The 17,011-nt window shown below is 69.2% G+C and carries 17 protein-coding genes; 7 read left to right on the top strand and 10 right to left on the bottom strand.

Annotated elements, in window-relative coordinates:
- Positions 1–11: 11 nt before the first annotated feature.
- Positions 12–989 (top strand): Bug family tripartite tricarboxylate transporter substrate binding protein, encoded by a 978-nt coding sequence (locus ACK4ZD_RS06370; RefSeq protein WP_409659765.1) that lies wholly within the window; start codon positions 12–14, stop codon positions 987–989.
- Between the two features lie 26 nt (positions 990–1,015).
- Complete coding sequence (locus ACK4ZD_RS06365; protein WP_409659763.1) at positions 1,016–1,951, top strand: LysR family transcriptional regulator; 936 nt, start codon at positions 1,016–1,018, stop codon at positions 1,949–1,951.
- A gap of 6 nt (positions 1,952–1,957) precedes the next feature.
- Here the strand turns inward: ACK4ZD_RS06365 and ACK4ZD_RS06360 are convergent, their stop codons facing one another.
- Both ACK4ZD_RS06360 and ACK4ZD_RS06355 read right to left on the bottom strand, forming a co-directional pair.
- Complete coding sequence (locus ACK4ZD_RS06360) at positions 1,958–3,385, bottom strand: serine/threonine protein kinase (protein WP_409659762.1); 1,428 nt, start codon at positions 3,383–3,385, stop codon at positions 1,958–1,960.
- A gap of 58 nt (positions 3,386–3,443) precedes the next feature.
- Positions 3,444–4,937 carry a CHAD domain-containing protein gene (locus ACK4ZD_RS06355; RefSeq protein WP_409659760.1) on the bottom strand — a complete coding sequence of 498 codons (1,494 nt, stop codon included), beginning with the start codon at positions 4,935–4,937 and terminating at the stop codon, positions 3,444–3,446.
- Between the two features lie 144 nt (positions 4,938–5,081).
- Between ACK4ZD_RS06355 and ACK4ZD_RS06350 the strand changes: the two genes are divergently transcribed.
- The 4 genes from ACK4ZD_RS06350 to panC all read left to right on the top strand — a co-directional run bounded on the left by ACK4ZD_RS06350 (position 5,082) and on the right by panC (position 7,996).
- The gene (locus ACK4ZD_RS06350; protein ID WP_409659759.1) at positions 5,082–5,291 is read left to right on the top strand and encodes a DUF3460 family protein; all 210 of its coding nucleotides are present in this window, start codon (positions 5,082–5,084) and stop codon (positions 5,289–5,291) included.
- Positions 5,292–5,327: 36 nt separating this feature from the next.
- On the top strand, positions 5,328–6,197 hold the full coding sequence (locus ACK4ZD_RS06345; protein WP_409659757.1) for a segregation and condensation protein A: 870 nt from the start codon (positions 5,328–5,330) through the stop codon (positions 6,195–6,197).
- Positions 6,198–6,287: 90 nt separating this feature from the next.
- Positions 6,288–7,133: a 3-methyl-2-oxobutanoate hydroxymethyltransferase gene (panB, locus tag ACK4ZD_RS06340; protein ID WP_409659755.1), complete on the top strand. Its 846-nt coding sequence runs from the start codon at positions 6,288–6,290 to the stop codon at positions 7,131–7,133.
- Positions 7,134–7,156: 23 nt separating this feature from the next.
- Positions 7,157–7,996 (top strand): pantoate--beta-alanine ligase, encoded by an 840-nt coding sequence (gene panC, locus ACK4ZD_RS06335; protein WP_409659753.1) that lies wholly within the window; start codon positions 7,157–7,159, stop codon positions 7,994–7,996.
- 14 nt (positions 7,997–8,010) lie between these two features.
- Here panC and ACK4ZD_RS06330 read toward each other — a convergent pair whose 3' ends face one another.
- The 7 genes from ACK4ZD_RS06330 to ACK4ZD_RS06300 all read right to left on the bottom strand — a co-directional run bounded on the left by ACK4ZD_RS06330 (position 8,011) and on the right by ACK4ZD_RS06300 (position 16,266).
- Positions 8,011–9,861, bottom strand: a complete 1,851-nt coding sequence (locus ACK4ZD_RS06330) for a hypothetical protein (protein WP_409659751.1) — start codon at positions 9,859–9,861, stop codon at positions 8,011–8,013.
- Positions 9,862–9,873: 12 nt separating this feature from the next.
- The gene (locus ACK4ZD_RS06325; protein WP_409659749.1) at positions 9,874–11,679 is read right to left on the bottom strand and encodes an ATP-binding protein; all 1,806 of its coding nucleotides are present in this window, start codon (positions 11,677–11,679) and stop codon (positions 9,874–9,876) included.
- A 25-nt stretch (positions 11,680–11,704) separates the two neighbouring features.
- Entirely contained in the window at positions 11,705–13,240 is a 1,536-nt protein-coding gene (locus ACK4ZD_RS06320; protein ID WP_409659748.1) for a B12-binding domain-containing radical SAM protein, read from the bottom strand.
- A gap of 31 nt (positions 13,241–13,271) precedes the next feature.
- Positions 13,272–14,012 (bottom strand): response regulator, encoded by a 741-nt coding sequence (locus ACK4ZD_RS06315; RefSeq protein WP_409659746.1) that lies wholly within the window; start codon positions 14,010–14,012, stop codon positions 13,272–13,274.
- 213 nt (positions 14,013–14,225) lie between these two features.
- Complete coding sequence (locus ACK4ZD_RS06310) at positions 14,226–14,681, bottom strand: MaoC family dehydratase (protein ID WP_409659744.1); 456 nt, start codon at positions 14,679–14,681, stop codon at positions 14,226–14,228.
- A gap of 10 nt (positions 14,682–14,691) precedes the next feature.
- On the bottom strand, positions 14,692–15,309 hold the full coding sequence (locus ACK4ZD_RS06305) for an AAA family ATPase (RefSeq protein ID WP_409659742.1): 618 nt from the start codon (positions 15,307–15,309) through the stop codon (positions 14,692–14,694).
- A gap of 201 nt (positions 15,310–15,510) precedes the next feature.
- Positions 15,511–16,266, bottom strand: coding sequence for a sulfite exporter TauE/SafE family protein (locus tag ACK4ZD_RS06300; protein ID WP_409659740.1), 756 nt, complete (start codon positions 16,264–16,266; stop codon positions 15,511–15,513).
- 50 nt (positions 16,267–16,316) lie between these two features.
- On the opposite strand from ACK4ZD_RS06300, the gene ACK4ZD_RS06295 reads away from it, so the two are divergent.
- On the top strand, positions 16,317–16,748 hold the full coding sequence (locus ACK4ZD_RS06295) for a DUF1841 family protein (protein WP_409659739.1): 432 nt from the start codon (positions 16,317–16,319) through the stop codon (positions 16,746–16,748).
- 6 nt (positions 16,749–16,754) lie between these two features.
- On the opposite strand, the gene ACK4ZD_RS06290 is transcribed toward ACK4ZD_RS06295, so the two are convergent.
- A complete protein-coding gene (locus ACK4ZD_RS06290; protein ID WP_409659737.1) occupies positions 16,755–16,946 on the bottom strand; it encodes a heavy-metal-associated domain-containing protein in 192 nt (63 codons plus the stop codon).
- Between the last annotated feature and the right edge of the window lie 65 nt (positions 16,947–17,011).

The raw sequence follows: 17,011 nt of genomic DNA, 5'->3' as shown, positions 1-17,011 counted from the left end.
AGGAGACACCGATGAAACGCCGCCATTGGCTGTTCGCGCACGCCGCCCTGGCCACCACGCTCGCCCTGCCCGGCCTCGCCCGGGCGCAAGCCCGCACCGTGCGACTGGTGGTGCCCTATCCGGCCGGCGGGCCGCTGGACACCATCGCCCGAGCGCTGGCCGACAAGGCCAAGGACAGCCTGGGCGCCGTGATCGTCGAGAACCGCGCCGGTGCCGGCGGCAACCTGGGCGCCGACCATGTCGCCAAGGCCGCGCCGGACGGCCACACCCTCGTGATGGGTGCGGTGGCCACGCATGCCATCAACCCCTGGCTCTACGCCCGCATCCCCTACGACCCGATCCGCGACTTCGCACCCATCACGCTGGTGGCCCGCGTGCCCAACGTGCTGGTGATGAACGTCGAGACCACCCAGCGTCTGAAGATCAACTCGGTGGCGGACCTGATCGCTTACGCGCGGGCCAACCCTGGGCGGCTGAACTACGGCTCGGGCGGCAACGGCAGCGCCGGGCATCTGGCTGGCGAAATGTTCAAAGCCCAGGCCCGGGTGAGCATGGTGCACATCCCCTATGCAGGCGCCGCCCCGGCCCAGCTCGGCCTGCTGGCCGGCCAGGTGGACCTGAACTTCGACAACCTCGCCGCCGCCTCGGCCAACATCCGCGCCGGCCGCCTCAAGGCCTTGGCGGTGACCACGGCGCAGCGCTCTAGCATGATGCCCGAGCTGCCCACCATCGCCGAATCGGGCCTGCCCGGCTTTGCAATCGACACCTGGTTCGGGCTGTTCGCCCCCGGCGGCACGCCAGCCGACGTGGTGCAGCGGCTCAACGACGTCTTCGTCAAGGCCTTGCAGGATCCCGACGTGAAGGCCCGCTTCGCCCAGTTGATGGCCGAGCCCTCGCCCACCACGCCCGCGCAGTTCGGAGCCTTCGTCAAGGCCGAGCTCGCGAAGTACGAGAAGGTCGTCAAAGCCAGCGGCGCCTCGTTGCAGTAAGCGCGCTGCGCGCCGCAGCCCTGGGCATGAACTTGCACGACCTCAACCTGCTGCGCATCTTCGATGCGGTATACCAGCAGCGCAGCGTGAGCCGTGCGGCCGAGGTGCTGGGCCTGTCGCAGCCGGCCGTCAGCCATGGCGTCACCCGGTTGCGCTTGTTGCTGGGCGATGCGCTCTTCGTGCGGGTGTCGGGCGGCGTGGCCCCCACGGCCAAGGCCGATGCCCTGGCCGATGCCGTGCGCCATGCCCTGCACCTGATCGAGGAGGCCCTGCACGCCACCGGCAGCTTCGATCCAACCCGGGCCCGCAAGACCTTCCGCATCCACATGAGCGACATCGGCGAAGGCGTTTTCCTGCCCGCGTTGATGCACGCCGTGCGCCGCGCCGCGCCGCAGGTGCGCATCGAGACCCATCAGCTCGAGTACGGTCAGATCCAGGATGCGCTGGACACTGGCAAGATCGACCTGGCCTTCGGCTATCTGCCCGGGGTGGATGCCACCGAACGCTGTGAGCTGCTGCACGAGAAGTACGTGGTGCTCACCCGCGCCGACCACCCCCTACTGCGCGAGGCGCCCACGCGCGAATGGCTGGCGCGGCTGGACTACATCGTGGTGCGCCAACACACCGAGACCTCGCGCGTGCTGCACACGCTGGCCCTGCAGGATCGCATCCGCCTGAGCATCCCGCACTTCATGGTGATCCCGTCCATCGTGCGCGAGACCGACCTGGCGGTCATCGTGCCGCGCCGCACCGCCCTCACCTTCGCCCGTGGCGGCACGCTGGGCGTGGTGGAACCCGAGATGGACCTGCCCGCCTTCACTGTGGCGCTGCACTGGAGCCACCGCTTCCACAACGACCCGGGCAACCGCTGGCTGCGCGAGCTGGCGATCGAGCTGTTCGGCGAACTCGACGGGCACACGCCGCGGGCGCCCACCTTCGTGGAGCCGTCCGTGGCGGCCTGAGCCTCGCTAGCGGGACGCCGCCGCGCTCGCGCGCGCAGCGGGCGCCGCCGCCGAGGCCTCAGGCTCGGCGGCGGGGAGTGACGCCGCCTCGTCCACGCTGGGCGGCGAGACGACCGACCGCGCCGCCGATCCCGGGAAAGGATCCGAGGGCGGGGGAGGCTCCAGGAACCACACTCCGACGAACAAGGCGGCCAGCGCCGCGCCCACCAGACCCTGGCGCCAGCGCTGCGGCCAGGGCGCCTGTGGTGTGGCGGACCTCGCCGCCCGAAAGCGGGCCAAGGCGCCGTCGGGCAAGCCTGTCGGGCCTTCCGGCGGGGCCATCGGAGGGGTAGGCACGCCGGACGGATCCAAGGGCATGGGGCGCGAGCGCAGGGATGAAGACGCGGCGACGGCCGCAGCCATCGGCTGCAGGGCCGGCGGTGGTCCAGCCATGTTGGCCACGCGACCAGGGTCCGGCACGGCAGGCGAGGTCGTGTGCCATCGCGCCTCCAGACCGTCCAGTCGCGCTCGGAACTCCGCCACGCTGCGCGGCCGCTCACGCGGAACCGGGAGCAAGGCGGCATCCAGCGCCTCCAGCAACCCCGCGGCATAGGGCCGTTGCGGCCAGGCCCCATGCAGCCTGCGCAGCAGTTCGTCCATGGACTCGAGCCGCCGACCCGCAGCCACCTGGGCCGCGGGGGGCGGCACCACGCCCGTCATCCACCACCGCAGCACCGCCGCCAACGCGTACAGATCGCTCCAGGGGCCCGGCGTGTGCCCCCCGATCGAGACGCTCAATTCCGGAGGGTCGAAAGAAGGCTCGAGCCGCGCCATCAGCGATTCGACCAAGTCGCTGGCCGTGGCCCGGCTCGCATGGCCCGGCCCCAGCAGCACCGGCCGGCCGTCGGGGCGCAGCAAGATGTTGGACGGCCGCACGCCAGCATGCACGCCGCCCGTGGCATGAAAGTCCTCCAGTGCTCCCAGCAGCGCATCGAGCACCCGCAGCACCTGCGCTTGCGAGGGCATCCACTGCGGCGACTCGCGGGTCTCGGACAGGCGCTTGCCAGGCACATAGGGCATGACACAGCGGGCCGTGCCCTCGGTGTGCACCAAGCGCAGCACCCGCACCAGCGCGGGGTGCTCGCAGCGCGCCAGCAACCGCGCCTCACCGATGAAGGCACGCAGCCCAGCCTCCCAGGCCTGGGGGTCGCGCCCGGGCAGCGGGTGCACCTGGCCCAAGGCATCGCGCCAGGCCAGGTGCAGGGGGAAATACTCCTTGATCGCCACCGGCACCTCCAGGGCATGGTCGGTGGCCAGGTAGACCAGGCCCGAGCCGGAGTCGCTCAGCACCCGTTCGATCTCGAACTCGCCCCAGCGGGTGCCGGCCGGCAGGATGCGGCCGCCGGCAGGGGCCGGTTCGTTCACCGCGGCGGTGGACTCGGGATCGACGGGCATGGGAGGTCGGGGACGGACGCGGACACCGCGAGCCTAACAGGCCGCCAGCGGCCGTACGTCATCGACGACCCTTGCCGTAGCGGGCCTTCCAGAAGCGCGGCGCCTCGGACAGCGTCTGCAGGCTGGCCTGGCAGACCGGCAGCAAGGCCTCGCGGCGCGCCTCCAGCCAGCCGCGCGCGTACCAGGCCCAGGGCGCCCGGACCTCGACCACAGCCGCCTGGGCCACGGCCAGGTCATTGAACTGGCCGAAGCATTCCTGGGCCGCCGCCAGAGCGCGCAGATACCCTTTGACCGCCCTCGGTTCGTAGAGGCTGCCGGCAAAGTCCACCGCATAACGCAAGCGCTTGATGCGCTTGCGCAGCCCATGCCGCGCGGTGTCGTCCAAGGCCAGGAAGTCGCTTGCGTGGGCCGCCACCGCCCGATGCCAGGACCGCAAGCGCTTCGTGGCCCGCGGCTCGAACGGCTCGGCCGCCGCCGGCGGCAGTCCGGCCAGGCGCCAACGCAGCAACTGCAGCCACAGGCGCTGGGCCTCGGTGGACCGCAACACCTCGGCCACGCCGTCGGAGCCGGCCTGCGCCGGGGCCCACGCATCGGGCAGCGGCAGGCCCGCCGGGGTCAGCACCGGCTCGAGCAGGGCCACCACCACATCACGGTCGCGGGCCTGCCCCAGCCGGGTGAACACGGCGCGCAGGGCCTCCTGGACGTCCCGGGTGTCAGGCACCCCCGGCCAGCCCCGGAAGAAGCGCATCGCCGTACGCAGGCGCCGCAGGGCCACACGGGCCTGGTGCACCTGCTCGACACGGTGGCCGGCTTCGTCCGGCGCGTCCTGCGCCAACTCGCAGACGTTGGGCAGCAGATGCGCCAGCGTCGCCTCGAGCGCCGCCTGCCAAGCCTGAGCGACCGTCGCCTCGCGCGGCAAGGCCAAGGCTGCCGCCTTCGTGGCCGGCACGCCAACCAGGCCTTGTGCCAGGCGATCCCCCCGCTCGGCCTTGGAACGGATGTCCAGCCACAGGCCGAAACGCGCCATCCAGCGCCCAGCCACCTCCAACACGGCCTCGGGCTGGCCATCCACCAACTCGACCTCGAACTCGCACAGCGGCAGGCGGCGCTCGCCGCTGCGGATCTCCCCCACATCGAGTGCCAGTTCCACCTGGCCCAGACGATGTTTCACGCGCCGCAGGCGGCGCCACACCTCGGTACGGTAGGCCTCGACCAGGGGGCCGGCGCTGCGCACCAGGGCCAGCAGGCGATCGCCCTGCGGCGTGCCCCCATGGAGGGCCGGATCGACCACGGCGGGTGCCGCCTCCAGCCTCACGCTGTGCTCGAAGCGCGTCAGCGCATCGTCTCCCGCCGCCTTGAGCGTCTGCACCCAGCGCCGGCCTTCCTTGCGCAGCCGCAGGGCCAGGCCCGCCCGTGCGAGCGCGCGCCCCGGGGTGTCGAAGTAGGCGGCCTGCAGGCGCACGCGCCGCGTGCGCGCTCCTGCCTGCAAGGCCGCCTCCAGAGCCGCGCGCCGCGCAGGCGGAACCTGGTACTTGATTTCGAACTCCTGCATCGCGCTGCCGTTACCGGGTGACACGCTCGTCGCCGCCGGCCCGCAAGCCCAGCGCCCTGCCCACACCGACCCACCATCCGCCCATGCAGCCGCCCCGGTAAAATCGAAAGCTTTACTTTAGCGGCCTTGCGCCGCCCCTCGACCATGCCGCTCTTTTGGAAGCCTTACAAGTCCGACGTCACGCAGTTCATCGAGGAACTCAAGGCCAGGAAGCCCACCCTCGAAGAGGAGCAGCGCCGCGGCCGCGCGCTGCTGTGGGATCGCCAGATCGACCGGCAAGCCCAAAGCGAGTTCGAACGCGCCCGGGTGCCCCAACCCCCTTACGTCTACCAGACCAAGGGCTTGGGGCAGTGAGCCCCCACTGCCTGTTGTGAGCACACCGGAGCCCACGTGAGCGACGCCGTCCTGGCCCCCGAGGCCGCCCCCGACGATCCGGCGCTGGCGTCGGGCGAGGACGGCCTGCCCGAGGTCGTCGATAGCGTGGCCGCGGTGGCCAAGCTCTACGGCGCCCCGCTCTTCGAGCTGCCCCAGGACCTCTACATCCCGCCCGATGCGCTGGAGGTCTTCCTCGAGGCCTTCGAAGGCCCGCTGGACCTGCTGCTCTACCTCATCCGCAAGCAGAACTTCAACATCCTCGACATCCCGCTGGCCGATGTCACGCGCCAGTACCTGAGCTACGTCGACCAGATCCGCAGCCGCAACCTCGAGCTGGCCTCCGAATACCTGCTGATGGCCGCGATGCTGATCGAGATCAAGTCGCGCATGCTGCTGCCGCCCAAGAAGACCGAGGAAGGCCAGGAACCCGAGGACCCGCGCGCCGAACTGGTGCGCCGCCTGCTCGAATACGAGCAGATCAAGCTCGCCGCCGCCAAGCTCGACCAGTTGCCCGTGCTGGGCCGCGACTTCCTGCGCGCCCAGGTCTACATCGAGCAGTCGCTCAAGCCGCGCTTCCCCGATGTCAGCGTCAACGACCTGCGCGAGGCCTGGGCCGAGATCCTCAAGCGCGCCAAGCTGGTGCAGCACCACCGGATCACCCGCGAGCAGCTCTCGGTGCGCGAGCACATGAGCCTCGTGCTGCGCACCCTGCAGGGACGCCGCTTCATGGAGTTCCACGAACTCTTCGACCCTTCGCGCGGCCCCCAGGTGGTGGTGGTCACCTTCATCGCGATGCTGGAACTGGCCCGCGAACGCCTGCTCGAAATCACCCAGGCCGAGGCCTTCGCGCCGATCTACGTCCGGCTCGCCTATCAGCCCGCATGAAGCCATAGCGACGGCGTTTGGTGCGCTGCAGCGAAGATCGCACACGCCTCGCTAGAATCCGCGCACTTTCTCACGGAGCCGGTGCCCGCGATGAGCAGCCATGCGTCCCCTGCCGACGAGTCTTCCGCCAGCGCGCGCAAGCCGCTGAGCCTGGTGCGCCTGCGCGAGATGCAGGCCTCGGGCGAGAAGATCGCCATGCTCACCTGCTATGACGCCAGCTTCGCGCGTGTGCTCGACGAGGCCGGCGTGGACTGCCTGCTGGTGGGCGACTCGCTGGGCATGGTGCTGCAGGGCCAGGCCAGCACCGTGCCGGTCACGCTGGACGACGTGGCCTACCACACCCGTTGCGTGGCCCGCGGCAACCGCACGGCCTGGCTGATCGCCGACCTGCCCTTCGGCAGCTACCAGGCCGGCCGCGAGCAGGCCCTGGCCTCCAGCGTGGTGCTCATGCAGGCCGGCGCCCAGATGGTCAAGCTCGAAGGCGGCGGCTGGACGGCCGAGACCGTGCGCTTTCTCACCGAGCGCGGCATCCCGGTGTGCGCCCACCTCGGCCTCACGCCCCAGAGCGTGTTCGCGCTGGGCGGCTACCGTGTGCAGGGCCGCAGCGACGCAGCCGCCGCCACGCTGCTGGCCCACGCCCGCGAACTGGCCGACGCCGGCGCTGCGATGCTCGTGCTCGAACTGGTGCCTGCAGCCCTGGCCGCTCGTGTGAGCGCCGAGAACCCGCAACTGCTGACCATCGGCATCGGCGCCGGCACGGCCTGCGCCGGGCAGGTGCTGGTGCTGCACGACATGCTGGGCATCACGCGCGGCAAGCTGCCGCGCTTCGTGCGCAACTTCATGGCCGAAACCCACGATGTCGAGGCCGCCGTGCGCCTGTACGTGTCGGAAGTCAAGGCCGGCCGCTTCCCCCACCCTGAACACCACAGCTACTGAGCCCCACCGACGGGCCCCATGCCATGCGCATCGTCCACACCATCGCCGAACTGCGGCAAGCCTTGGCCGGCAGCACCCGCACCGCCTTCGTGCCCACGATGGGCAATCTGCACGAGGGGCATCTGTCGCTCGTGCGCCTGGCCAAGGACCATGGCGGCCCGGTGGTGGCCAGCATCTTCGTCAACCGGCTGCAGTTCGCCCCGCACGAAGATTTCGACACCTATCCGCGCACACTGGAACGCGACTGCGAGTTGCTGCGCAGCGTGGGCTGCAACCTGGTCTTCGCCCCGAACGAGGCCGAGCTCTACCCCGAGCCCCAGGTCTACACCGTGCAGCCGCCGGCGGCGCTGGCCGGCCTGCTCGAAGGGGAATTCCGCCCCGGGTTCTTCACCGGCGTGTGCACCGTGGTGCTCAAGCTCTTCCACTGCGTGCAGCCGCGCGTGGCCGTCTTCGGCAAGAAGGACTACCAGCAGCTTCTGGTGGTGCGTCGCATGGTGCAGCAACTGGCCCTGCCCATCGAGATCGTGGCCGGCGAGACCGCTCGCGCCGACGATGGCTTGGCCTTGTCCTCGCGCAACGGCTACCTCAGCGAAGCCGAGCGCGCCGAAGCCGTGCAATTGTCGATGACGCTCAAGGACGTGCAGTTGAAGCTGCGCCGCGGCGAACGCGACCTGGCCGCGATCGAAGCCGCCGCGATGGCCCATCTGCGCGCCCGGGGCTGGCAGCCCGACTACGTGAGCGTGCGCCGGCGCGCCGATCTGCTGCCGCCCACGGCCGGACAACTGGACGCTGGCGAACCGCTGGTGGTGCTGGCCGCCGCGCGGCTGGGCAAGACCCGCCTGATCGACAACCTGGAGATCTGAAGCCCTGCCCCACCTCAGGCCGGATTCGCCGGCGGGCTCGACAGCGCCCGCTCCAACGTCGCACGGATCTGCGCCACCGTCGGCGCGTGCGCGAAGTAGCCGGTGTGAAACACCGGCGAGGCATCGAAGGCCTGGGCCAGGCCCTGAGGCTTGGCCGAGTGCAGCGGGACGATACCGTCGCCGTCGGCCTCCAAGCCGGCGAAGTCCTCGATCACGCGATGCCACACCCGGTCCTCGACCGGGCGTCCGCGCGGCGGCGCCCATTCCGACCCCCATGCCGCCAGTCCTTCGGGCAGGGGTTGCCCCTTGGCCATGCGCTCCACGCCTTCGGGCTCGACGTCGCGAAAGCCCGGCGGGATGTCGTAGGCCAGGGCGCGCTCCAGAATGAGCAAATCGGTCATCTGCTGCTTGTCGAGCAGCCCGGAGGCCACATCGCGGAACACGCCCACCAGCACACTCATGCCGGCCCAGCGCCGACCGATCTGGCGGAACACCCGGGTGCCCAGGTGCGGACTGCCGGCCGTCAGCGCCAGGAAGGTCCAGTGCGGCCAGCGCCGGCGCAGACGCGGCAAGGCGAATCGGGCCACGTTGCCGCCGCGCGAATGCGCCAGCAGGACCAGCGTACCACGCTCGCCGCGACCGATCACCTGCCGCTCCAGCGAGTCGATGAGCTGATTGATGTTGCGGTCCACACGCAAGAAGGTGTCGTGCTCGAAACGCCAGACGCGTTGCCCATCGAGCAGCGGCAGGCCCTGCCAGGGGCCGGGGCGTGCCGCCGCCGCGGCGGCGTCGGCCAGCCAGGCCGACCAGCTGCTGCGCGCGGACGTCAGCCCTCCGTGCAGCAGCACCACGTGCGACAGGCCCTCACCCCCATCGGCCGGCGGCCGATGCATCGCGGCGGGCCGGGAGGCCGGTGCCAGCCGAGCGCCCGTCTTCACGGCCTGCGCCAGATCGGCATCGGTTGGAGCCGGCATCCCCAGCGCCTGGGCCCAGTAGGCCTCGTCGGCACGCAGGCGCCGCCCGAAGGTGGGATCGCGATCGACCAGGGGCTGCTTCCAGCCCAGCCAGCGCAGCATGCGCTGGGCTTGGCGCCGGAGCCAGCCGGCCGCTCCCTCCTGCCGCTCGAAGCTGACGATCGGCACCGCCACGAGCAGGCCCACCCCCGGCCGCAAGGTACGGCGGATGAGCGGAGCAGCTGCCCCCTCGGTGGGCACGAGCCAAGTCACCTCGCCGCGCCTGAGCTGCAGAAGATCCTCGGAAGCCCCGACCCCGTCGCCTCGGAAGCTGCAGGGCGACCAGACCTGCGGCCCGTCGCCATCGGGGTCGCGCAGGCCGCAGCCGCCCCAGTAGATGTGCGTCTCCACCTCGAGCTGCACGACGACGCGGTCCCGGCGCCAGGCCGCAGGCAGGTGCTCGGTCAGCTCTTGCACCAGGGCCTGGGCGTTGTCGGCCAGTGGCAAGCGCATGTTCAGCGGCGTGTCTCGACGGCGCACCAGCGGTGACATCCACCAGATCTCCGGGTGCCACAGGTGCAGGCGGCGCGTGGTCGGTTCGGCCCGGGGTGGGGGGGCAGCGGCAGGCCGGCACAGGTCGGGATGGTCGCAGCCAGGCAGGCCCTCACAGGCCTGGCTCAAGCGCAGCTCTTCCTCCAACTGACGCTCGATCCCTTCGACGAAGGGAGCCAGCTGCGGCGAATACCAATCGTCACGCACGGCACGGAAGCGCTCGAGCAGCTCGCGTGCCGTCAGACGCCCCTCCACCCTTTCGATGAGCGGGCGCCGGCGTGCCGTCGGGCGTGCAGTCCGCGACGATGACGGATCCTCGTCATCGTCGAGCTCGAACTCCAAGGTCACCGGGGACGCCATGACCGAGGCTTCTCAACGGGCGCGCACACCGAGCTTGAAGGCAATCATCGCGCGCAGCTTGTTCGGCACCACCGGCTTGATCAGCAAATGGAAGTCATGCCGGTGGGCCTCTTCCTCGAGGCTGGCGGCTGTGCTGCCCGTCACGACGATGGCCGGTAGCTCGGCCCCGAAATGTTCACGCAGAGCTTGGATCGCATCGATGCCGGTGTGCTGGTGGTCGATGCGGTAGTCCACGATGGCCAGGTCGGGCTTTTGGCCTTGCGATCGTGCATGCTCAGCCCATTCTCGACAGGCGGCCACCGTGTCGAACACTGCCACCGTGGCGCCCCATCCTTTGAGCAGAACCTCCAGACCATCGCGCACCGCTGGCTCGTCCTCGACCACCGCGATGAGCTTGCGCTCGAGCGTCAGGCCCAGAGAGGCTCGCGTCGGTGGCGACTCGAGCGTGCGCTGCTGCGCCTTGCCCAGCGGCAGCTCCAGCGTGAAGACCGTGCCCTGCCCGGGCTGCGAACGCAGATGCAAGGGAGCATTCATCAGCTGAGCCAAGCGCTTGACGATCGCCAGCCCGAGACCCAGGCCCTTGCGGTCGTGGGCGGTCGGTGGCCGGTCACCGGGAACCTGGTAGAACTCCTCGAAGACGCGCGATTGTTCGGACGGGGGAATGCCCACGCCGCTGTCCCAAACCTGCAGCAACAGCCGCTCGCCACGCTGCCGACAGGCCACCAGCACGCCACCATCCTCGGTGTAGCGGATGGCGTTGGACAGCAGGTTGCGCAGGATGCGCTCCACCAGCACCGGGTCGGCATGGGCCACGCGATGCCCGCCGCGAAACCGCAGGGCCAGGCCCTTCTCGAAGGCTGTCGGCTCGTAATGCAGGCGCAGGCGGGCAAAGAGATCGTTCAGCCGGAAGTGCTGGGGCGACACCTCCACCGCCCCGGTGTCGATCTTGGTGATGTCCAGCAGTTCGGAGAACAAGCCTTCGAGCGCATCGACCGAGCTGTTGATGCTGTTGACGAGCTGGATCACCTCCTCGTCGCGGCTCTTGTTGCGCAAGGCCTCGGCGAACAGCCCCAGCGCATGCAGCGGCTGGCGCAGGTCATGGCTGGCAGCCGCGAAGAACTGCGTCTTGGCCCGGTTGGCCACTTCGGCCTCCTGGCGAGCCGCTTCGGCGGCGGCCTTTTCCTTGCGCAACTGCTCCAGCAGGTGCTCGGTCTGCAATTTGAGATCGATGACGCGGTCCATGGCCTGGCGGTAGTTGCGCCCGAGCAAAGCCGTCATGCCCATGGCCAGTAGCAGCACGCCTGCGAGCTCGTAGCTGTACAGCGTGTGCTCGGCAGCGATGCGTGCGATCGTTGGCAGGAAGCACAGGCCGAGAAAGGTCAGAAAGGCCCGCTGCTGGTCCGCCAACACCGGCACCGAGGCCACGCAATAGCTGTAGACCGTGATGATCAGACCGATCTGCTGGATGCTGCCGCCCGCGCCGTAGAACAGCCAGGCCGCTGCCCCCCACAACGCCCCCGAAGCCAGCACGCCGGTCAGCCACAGGCGCCGCCAGCGGGGAAAGTCGGTATCGGGCCGCAACTGCAGCGCCCTGAATCGTGCCGCGATCCAGGCCCGGTAGATCCACACCGCAGCAAACCCCAGGCACCACAGGATGAGCGCGGCCGGTGCGGCGAAGCCCGCGTACAGCAGCACGATCACGATGGCGCCGATCAGGTTGCCAGCCAGGCTCGAGGATGTGTAGGTGTAGAGGTTGCGGACGTGATCCGGCAACTCGGGGTCGTGCACTCCCTGGGGGCGGTCAGTAGTAGGAGACATGGACAAGGTCGAGGTGGAGTTCATGTCAGGCCGTCACGGCACTCTTGCGCAGGGCATCCAGGTTGAACACCTTCTCGTGCCGGCGCCAACCGGGCAGCACACGCCCTTCCTCATCGGTCACGAGCGTGGGACTACAGATGTCCAGTCGCTGAGCTTCGGAATCGAAATCGTCGCGCGCGAACGGCACGGTCTCCGGCGGCAGGGTGTCGGTGCCGGCCATGAAGGTGCGCCCCGGCACGGGGTCGAAGTCGGTGACCCACATGTCGCCCAGGTCGAGGGCGGCGGCCGTCCACGAGCCCCGCCGCAGCAGGCGCGGCAGGTCGTCGGCCAGCTTGGCCAGACGTCTGCGCGGCGCATAAATGCGCCGCATGGTCTCGTGGTAGGCCGCGAGGAAGGAAGCCAACGGCGCCTTGTGCGGCTGCAGCACCAGCGTGTAGGCGCTGAAGTCGTAGAGGTTGGCGTTGGGCAGGAACAGAGGCTGCGGGCTGGCGGCCATGCGGTCGAAAAAGGGCGTGCCGGGAATGGGCGTCTCGAAGGACACGAAGCTCGGCACATGCAGGCCGCAGGCGTCGAGGTGATCGGGCAGCGAGCGGATATAGGCCTCGTCGTCGTGCACGGGGCTGACGATGAGGCCGGCGATGACCAGAATGCCTTCATCCCGGCTCTGGGCGATGGCCTGGGCCATCTTGCCGATGTTGTTCTGCGGCTTGGTGATGTCGGCCAGCGTGTCCGGGTTGAAAGTCTCCAGTCCGACGAACACGGCCCGGCAGCCGCAGTCGTACATCAGCTTGAGCAGGTCGCGGTTGGCGATGACGTTGAAGGTCAGACAGGCCCCCCACAGCACGTCCAAGGGCTTGAGCGCGAGGCACAGCTCGCGGAACCACCGCAGGTTGCCCGCCAGGTTGTTGTCGTAGAACACGATGAGCCGGCGCTTCCAGCCGGCCACACCGGCCTCGCGCAGCGCCGCCTGGCCGGCCAGGATGTCGCGCACCACGGTGTGCACTGGACGCAGCGCATGACGGGTGCCCACCGCCGTGAGGGCGCAAAAGTCGCAGGCATAGGGGCAGCCGCGGGTGGCCTCCACCGATAGCGGGAACACCTGCTTGCGCGCCACCGGAGCGATGCGCGGCACGGGCACCCGATCGGCAAAATAGCCGGCCGAGCGGTAGACCGGCTGCAGACGGTTGGCGCGGGCATCCTCGACCACGCGCCCCACGGTGTCTTCAGGGTCGCCGATCACCACCGCGTCGAAGTACGGCGCACACAGGTGCGGGTAAGTGCCCGCCATGCTGCCCCCGAGCACGGTGCGCGCGCCTCGGCGCCGATAGTAGTGGCTGATCTGGCGGGCCCGGTCCCAGTCGGCATGCACACACGACAGGAAGACGAGGTCATAGGCCTTGGTCCAGTCCGGATCGTCCCAGGTGTCGTTGACGATCTCGACCTCGCACCAGTCGGGCAGCAAGCCGGCGATCAAGGGCCCGATCTGCGGTTGCAGGCCGCCGCGATGGTGGCGACCCTTGCGATGGTAGTCGGTGAACACCGAGATGATGGCAACGCGCATCAGACGCACCCGAAGAACAGGAAACGTCTGCTCAATGCTGCGTCGTGCGCCACGCCTGAAAGCCGCCATGCTGCCGGCTCATCTGGCTGACGGCCAGCACGGCCTGGGTGCGCGAGCTCACGCCCAGCGCTCGCAGCACTGCGGCGACATGGTCCTTCACGGTCTCGACCGACACGCCCAGTTCACGGGCAATCAGCTTGTTGGGCTGGCCTTGCAGCAGCAGCGCCAGCACTTCGGTCTGTCGGGGTGTGAGGCCCAGCGAGGCCAGTGTCGGAGCCATCTGGTAGCCACTGCGCTCGGCCTCGCCGCTGACGGTGCGCAGGTAGCCGCCGGGCTCGGTGTCGCCGTCGGCCGGCGCAGGCGCCGCCTCGGCGTTGCGTCCCATGGTCATCGGCGGCACGTAGATGCCACCGGACATCACCACGCGCAGAGCTTCGAACAGCGTTTCATTGGAAGCGCGCTTGGGCACGAAGCCCATGGCGCCCAGGTCGATCGCGCGGATCACGTCGGACGCGCGATCAGACGCCGAGACCACGACCACGGGCAGCGCCGGATAGGCCTGGCGGAACTCGCTGAGCAGGTCGAAGCCGCTCGCATCGCCCAAGGCCAAATCGAGCATGACCAGATCGAAGTTGGCATCGCGTTGCAGCGTTTCGCGGGCGGCGCGGCCGCTACCCACGCCCTGGACCTCGACGTCGTCGCCCAGGCCCTGGATGACCGTCTGCAACGCCGACAGGATCAGCGGATGATCATCGACCAGCAGGACTCGCATGCCTTCACCCCTCATGGAAACACCAGGCCGCCCCAGGCGCCCTGCCCTCGACGACGCGCTTCGCGGCCACACCGGCAACGCCCGCTGCGCGGCCGACCGGGCCGCATGACTCGAGGCAGCCTTTGGATGATTGGCCCGTGACAGGCCGCAATGCTAGTGGACGCTCGCCAGCTTCGTCACCCCCAAAGGGGGGACAAGGGTATCGACGCCACATCAGGGATAGCGCCGGCTGATGGATTCCGCCACGCACACCGGCTTGGACGAACCCTCTCGTTCGATGGTGGCTTCCACCGTGAGCTGCACCCCGCCGTGGTCGATCGGCTCGAAGGCCAGCAGCTTGAAATGAGCCCGCAGGCGGCTGCCCACGGGCACCGGCGCGGGGAAGCGCACTTTGTTGAGTCCGTAGTTCACGCCCATGCGCACTTGGCGCACCTCGAAGCCAGTGGCGAAGAACCAGGGCAGCAGGCTCAGGGTGAGAAAGCCATGGGCGATGGGCGCTCCGAAGGGGCCGGCCCGGGCGCGCTCGGGATCGACGTGGATCCATTGATGGTCGCCGGTGGCATCGGCAAAGCGGTTGATGCGCTCCTGGTCGATGGTGATCCAGTCGCTGGTGCCGATGGTCTGGCCCACCAGGGGGCCCAACTCCGCCAGGGTCTCGAAAACTCTCATGCGTGCTCGCTCACAGTTGCAACCATTGAATCAGGGGCTCCCATTGCTGCAGGTCGCGCTCGACCCGGCCGGGGGCCACATCCCACAACGTCAGGCCGCGCGCGGCCAGGTGGATGTAGATTTGGGTATCGCGCAGGTAGCCGAGCACCGGCACCTCGAGCTGGGCCACGAAGGCCCGGAGCTGGTCGGCCGCGATCGTATGCTCGCGCACGCGCATGCCAACCACGCCCACCTTCACATGACTGGACTTGCGATGCGCCAGCACCTGGTTGAGAAAGCTGCGCGTGGCGTAGATGTCGAAGATGCTGGGCTGCAGCGGCACGATGACTTGGTCGGCCAGCTTCATCACCTCGTCGAAGCGCCGGCCGTGCAGCCCGGCAGGGGTGTCCAGCACCACATGGGTCGTGCCCTTGGGCGGACGCACGATATGGTCGTGGGCCACGTCCCAGCCGGCGATGGGCCGCGCAGACTCGGGCCTCAAGGCGAGCCAGGTGCGGGCCGACTGCTGACGATCGACATCACCGAGCATCACCCGGTGCCCCCGCGATGCGACGTAGCCTGCCAGGTTGGTCGCGATCGTGGACTTGCCCACGCCGCCTTTCGGATTGGCCACCACGATCACCGGCATCGCGCCCTCCGTCTTCGGGTTGGTATTCGGCTATGTTAGCGGCCCGGCCCGCCGCCCCGGGTCGCAGCCAATCTCATTGCTGGGCACGCCCCCGCATCAGGAGATGCCAGCACTCCGCGCCGCAAGTAGCGAAAACACAACATCTCTGCGCGACCGCCCCACCCCAACCGCACTCGTATGATCGGTGGAGCCTAGAAGCTCTTAGCCGAGCAAGCCGTCCCAAAGCAATTTCGAGCCGGTGAGGAACATGCCGGTGTACGCGAACCGGTAGAACCAGTCCTGCCGCACGCGGTGCACCAGGCGCACGCCCAACCACACACCCATTGGCGCCAGGGGCATCAGGGCCAGGGCGGTGACCATGTTGCGCCAGTCGATCAAGCCGAGCCAGGCATACGGAATCCACTTCGACGCATTCACCGCCGCGAAGAACACGGCCATCGTGGCCGAGAACACCACGGGCGACAGGCGCAGCGGCAGCACATAGGCATTGATGGGCGGCCCGCCCGCATGGGCCACGAAACTCGTGAACCCCGAGGCCACGGCCAGCAGCCGTCCCAGCCACAGCGGCGGCGGCGGGGCATCGGCGCGCGGCGGGAAGAACAGGCGCTGCGCCAGGAAGGTGAGCGTGAGCGCCCCCACCACGGCCGCCACCGTCGCGGGCGAGAGCACACCGAACAGCAGGGTGCCCACCACCGTGCCCACCAGGCCGGCCGGCAGCAACAGGCGGATGAGAGCCAGGTCGACATGGCGTCGGTAGGCCGTCACGCCCAGCACGTCCATCACGGCCAGCAAGGGCAGCATGATGGCCGCGGCCTGGGGCACAGGAATCGTCAACGCCATGATCGGCACGGCCAGCGAGCCGAAGCCCGAACCGAAGCCGCTCTTGGACAGGCCCATCAGCAGCACGGCCGGGATGGCCGCGGCATAGAACCAAGGGTCGGTGATGAGCCAGGGCATGAACGAAGGTGTCGGGTGCGCAGACCGGCAAAACGGGGGACAATTGTCCGATGTTCGCGCCCACCCAACACGACGTGCGGCGGTTCTTCTGCGAGACCTTTCGCAAGGAACGCGCCGGCGAGCCCCTGACCCCCCTGGAGGCGATCGCTGCCGACTGGATCAGCCAGCACCCGGAATACCACCCGGACCTGGCCGATGCGCAGGCCGCCGTGGCGGCCAGCTACGAGGTCGAGAACGGGCGCACCAACCCCTTTTTGCATCTGGCGATGCATTTGTCGATCAGCGAGCAGACCAGCGTGGACCAGCCGCACGGCATCCGCCAGGCCACCGAGTTGCTGGCGCGCCGCCTGGGCTCGCTACACCAGGCCCACCATGAGGTGATGGAATGTCTGGGCCAGATGCTGTGGACTTCGCAACGCAGCGGCCGGCCGCCCGATGGCGAAGCCTACATCGACTGCGTGCGTCGGCGCGCGACGCGCTGAAACGTCTCAGCTGGCCGGATAGCCTTGCTCGGCCAGCGCCTGGCGCACGGCCTCGGGCGGCTGCGTCGTGTCGATCTTCACCCGTTGCGCGGGCAGGTCGATCTCGATGCGCGCCTGCGGATCCAGCTTCTGCACGGTCTGCGTGACGGTGCGCACGCAATGGCCGCAAGTCATGTCCTTCAAGGTCAGTTCGATCATGGCGAGGCCTCTGCAGTGGTGGAAATATCTTCACTTTAGACTTTGCCATCATGGCAAGGTCAAGT

Origin of the sequence: Caldimonas sp. (genome assembly GCF_046291045.1) — a bacterium.
In the GTDB taxonomy this organism is placed as follows: Bacteria; Pseudomonadota; Gammaproteobacteria; order Burkholderiales; family Burkholderiaceae_C; genus Caldimonas.
Note: the sequence above shows the minus strand (reverse complement) of the source record. Positions and strands in the feature narration are given on the sequence as shown.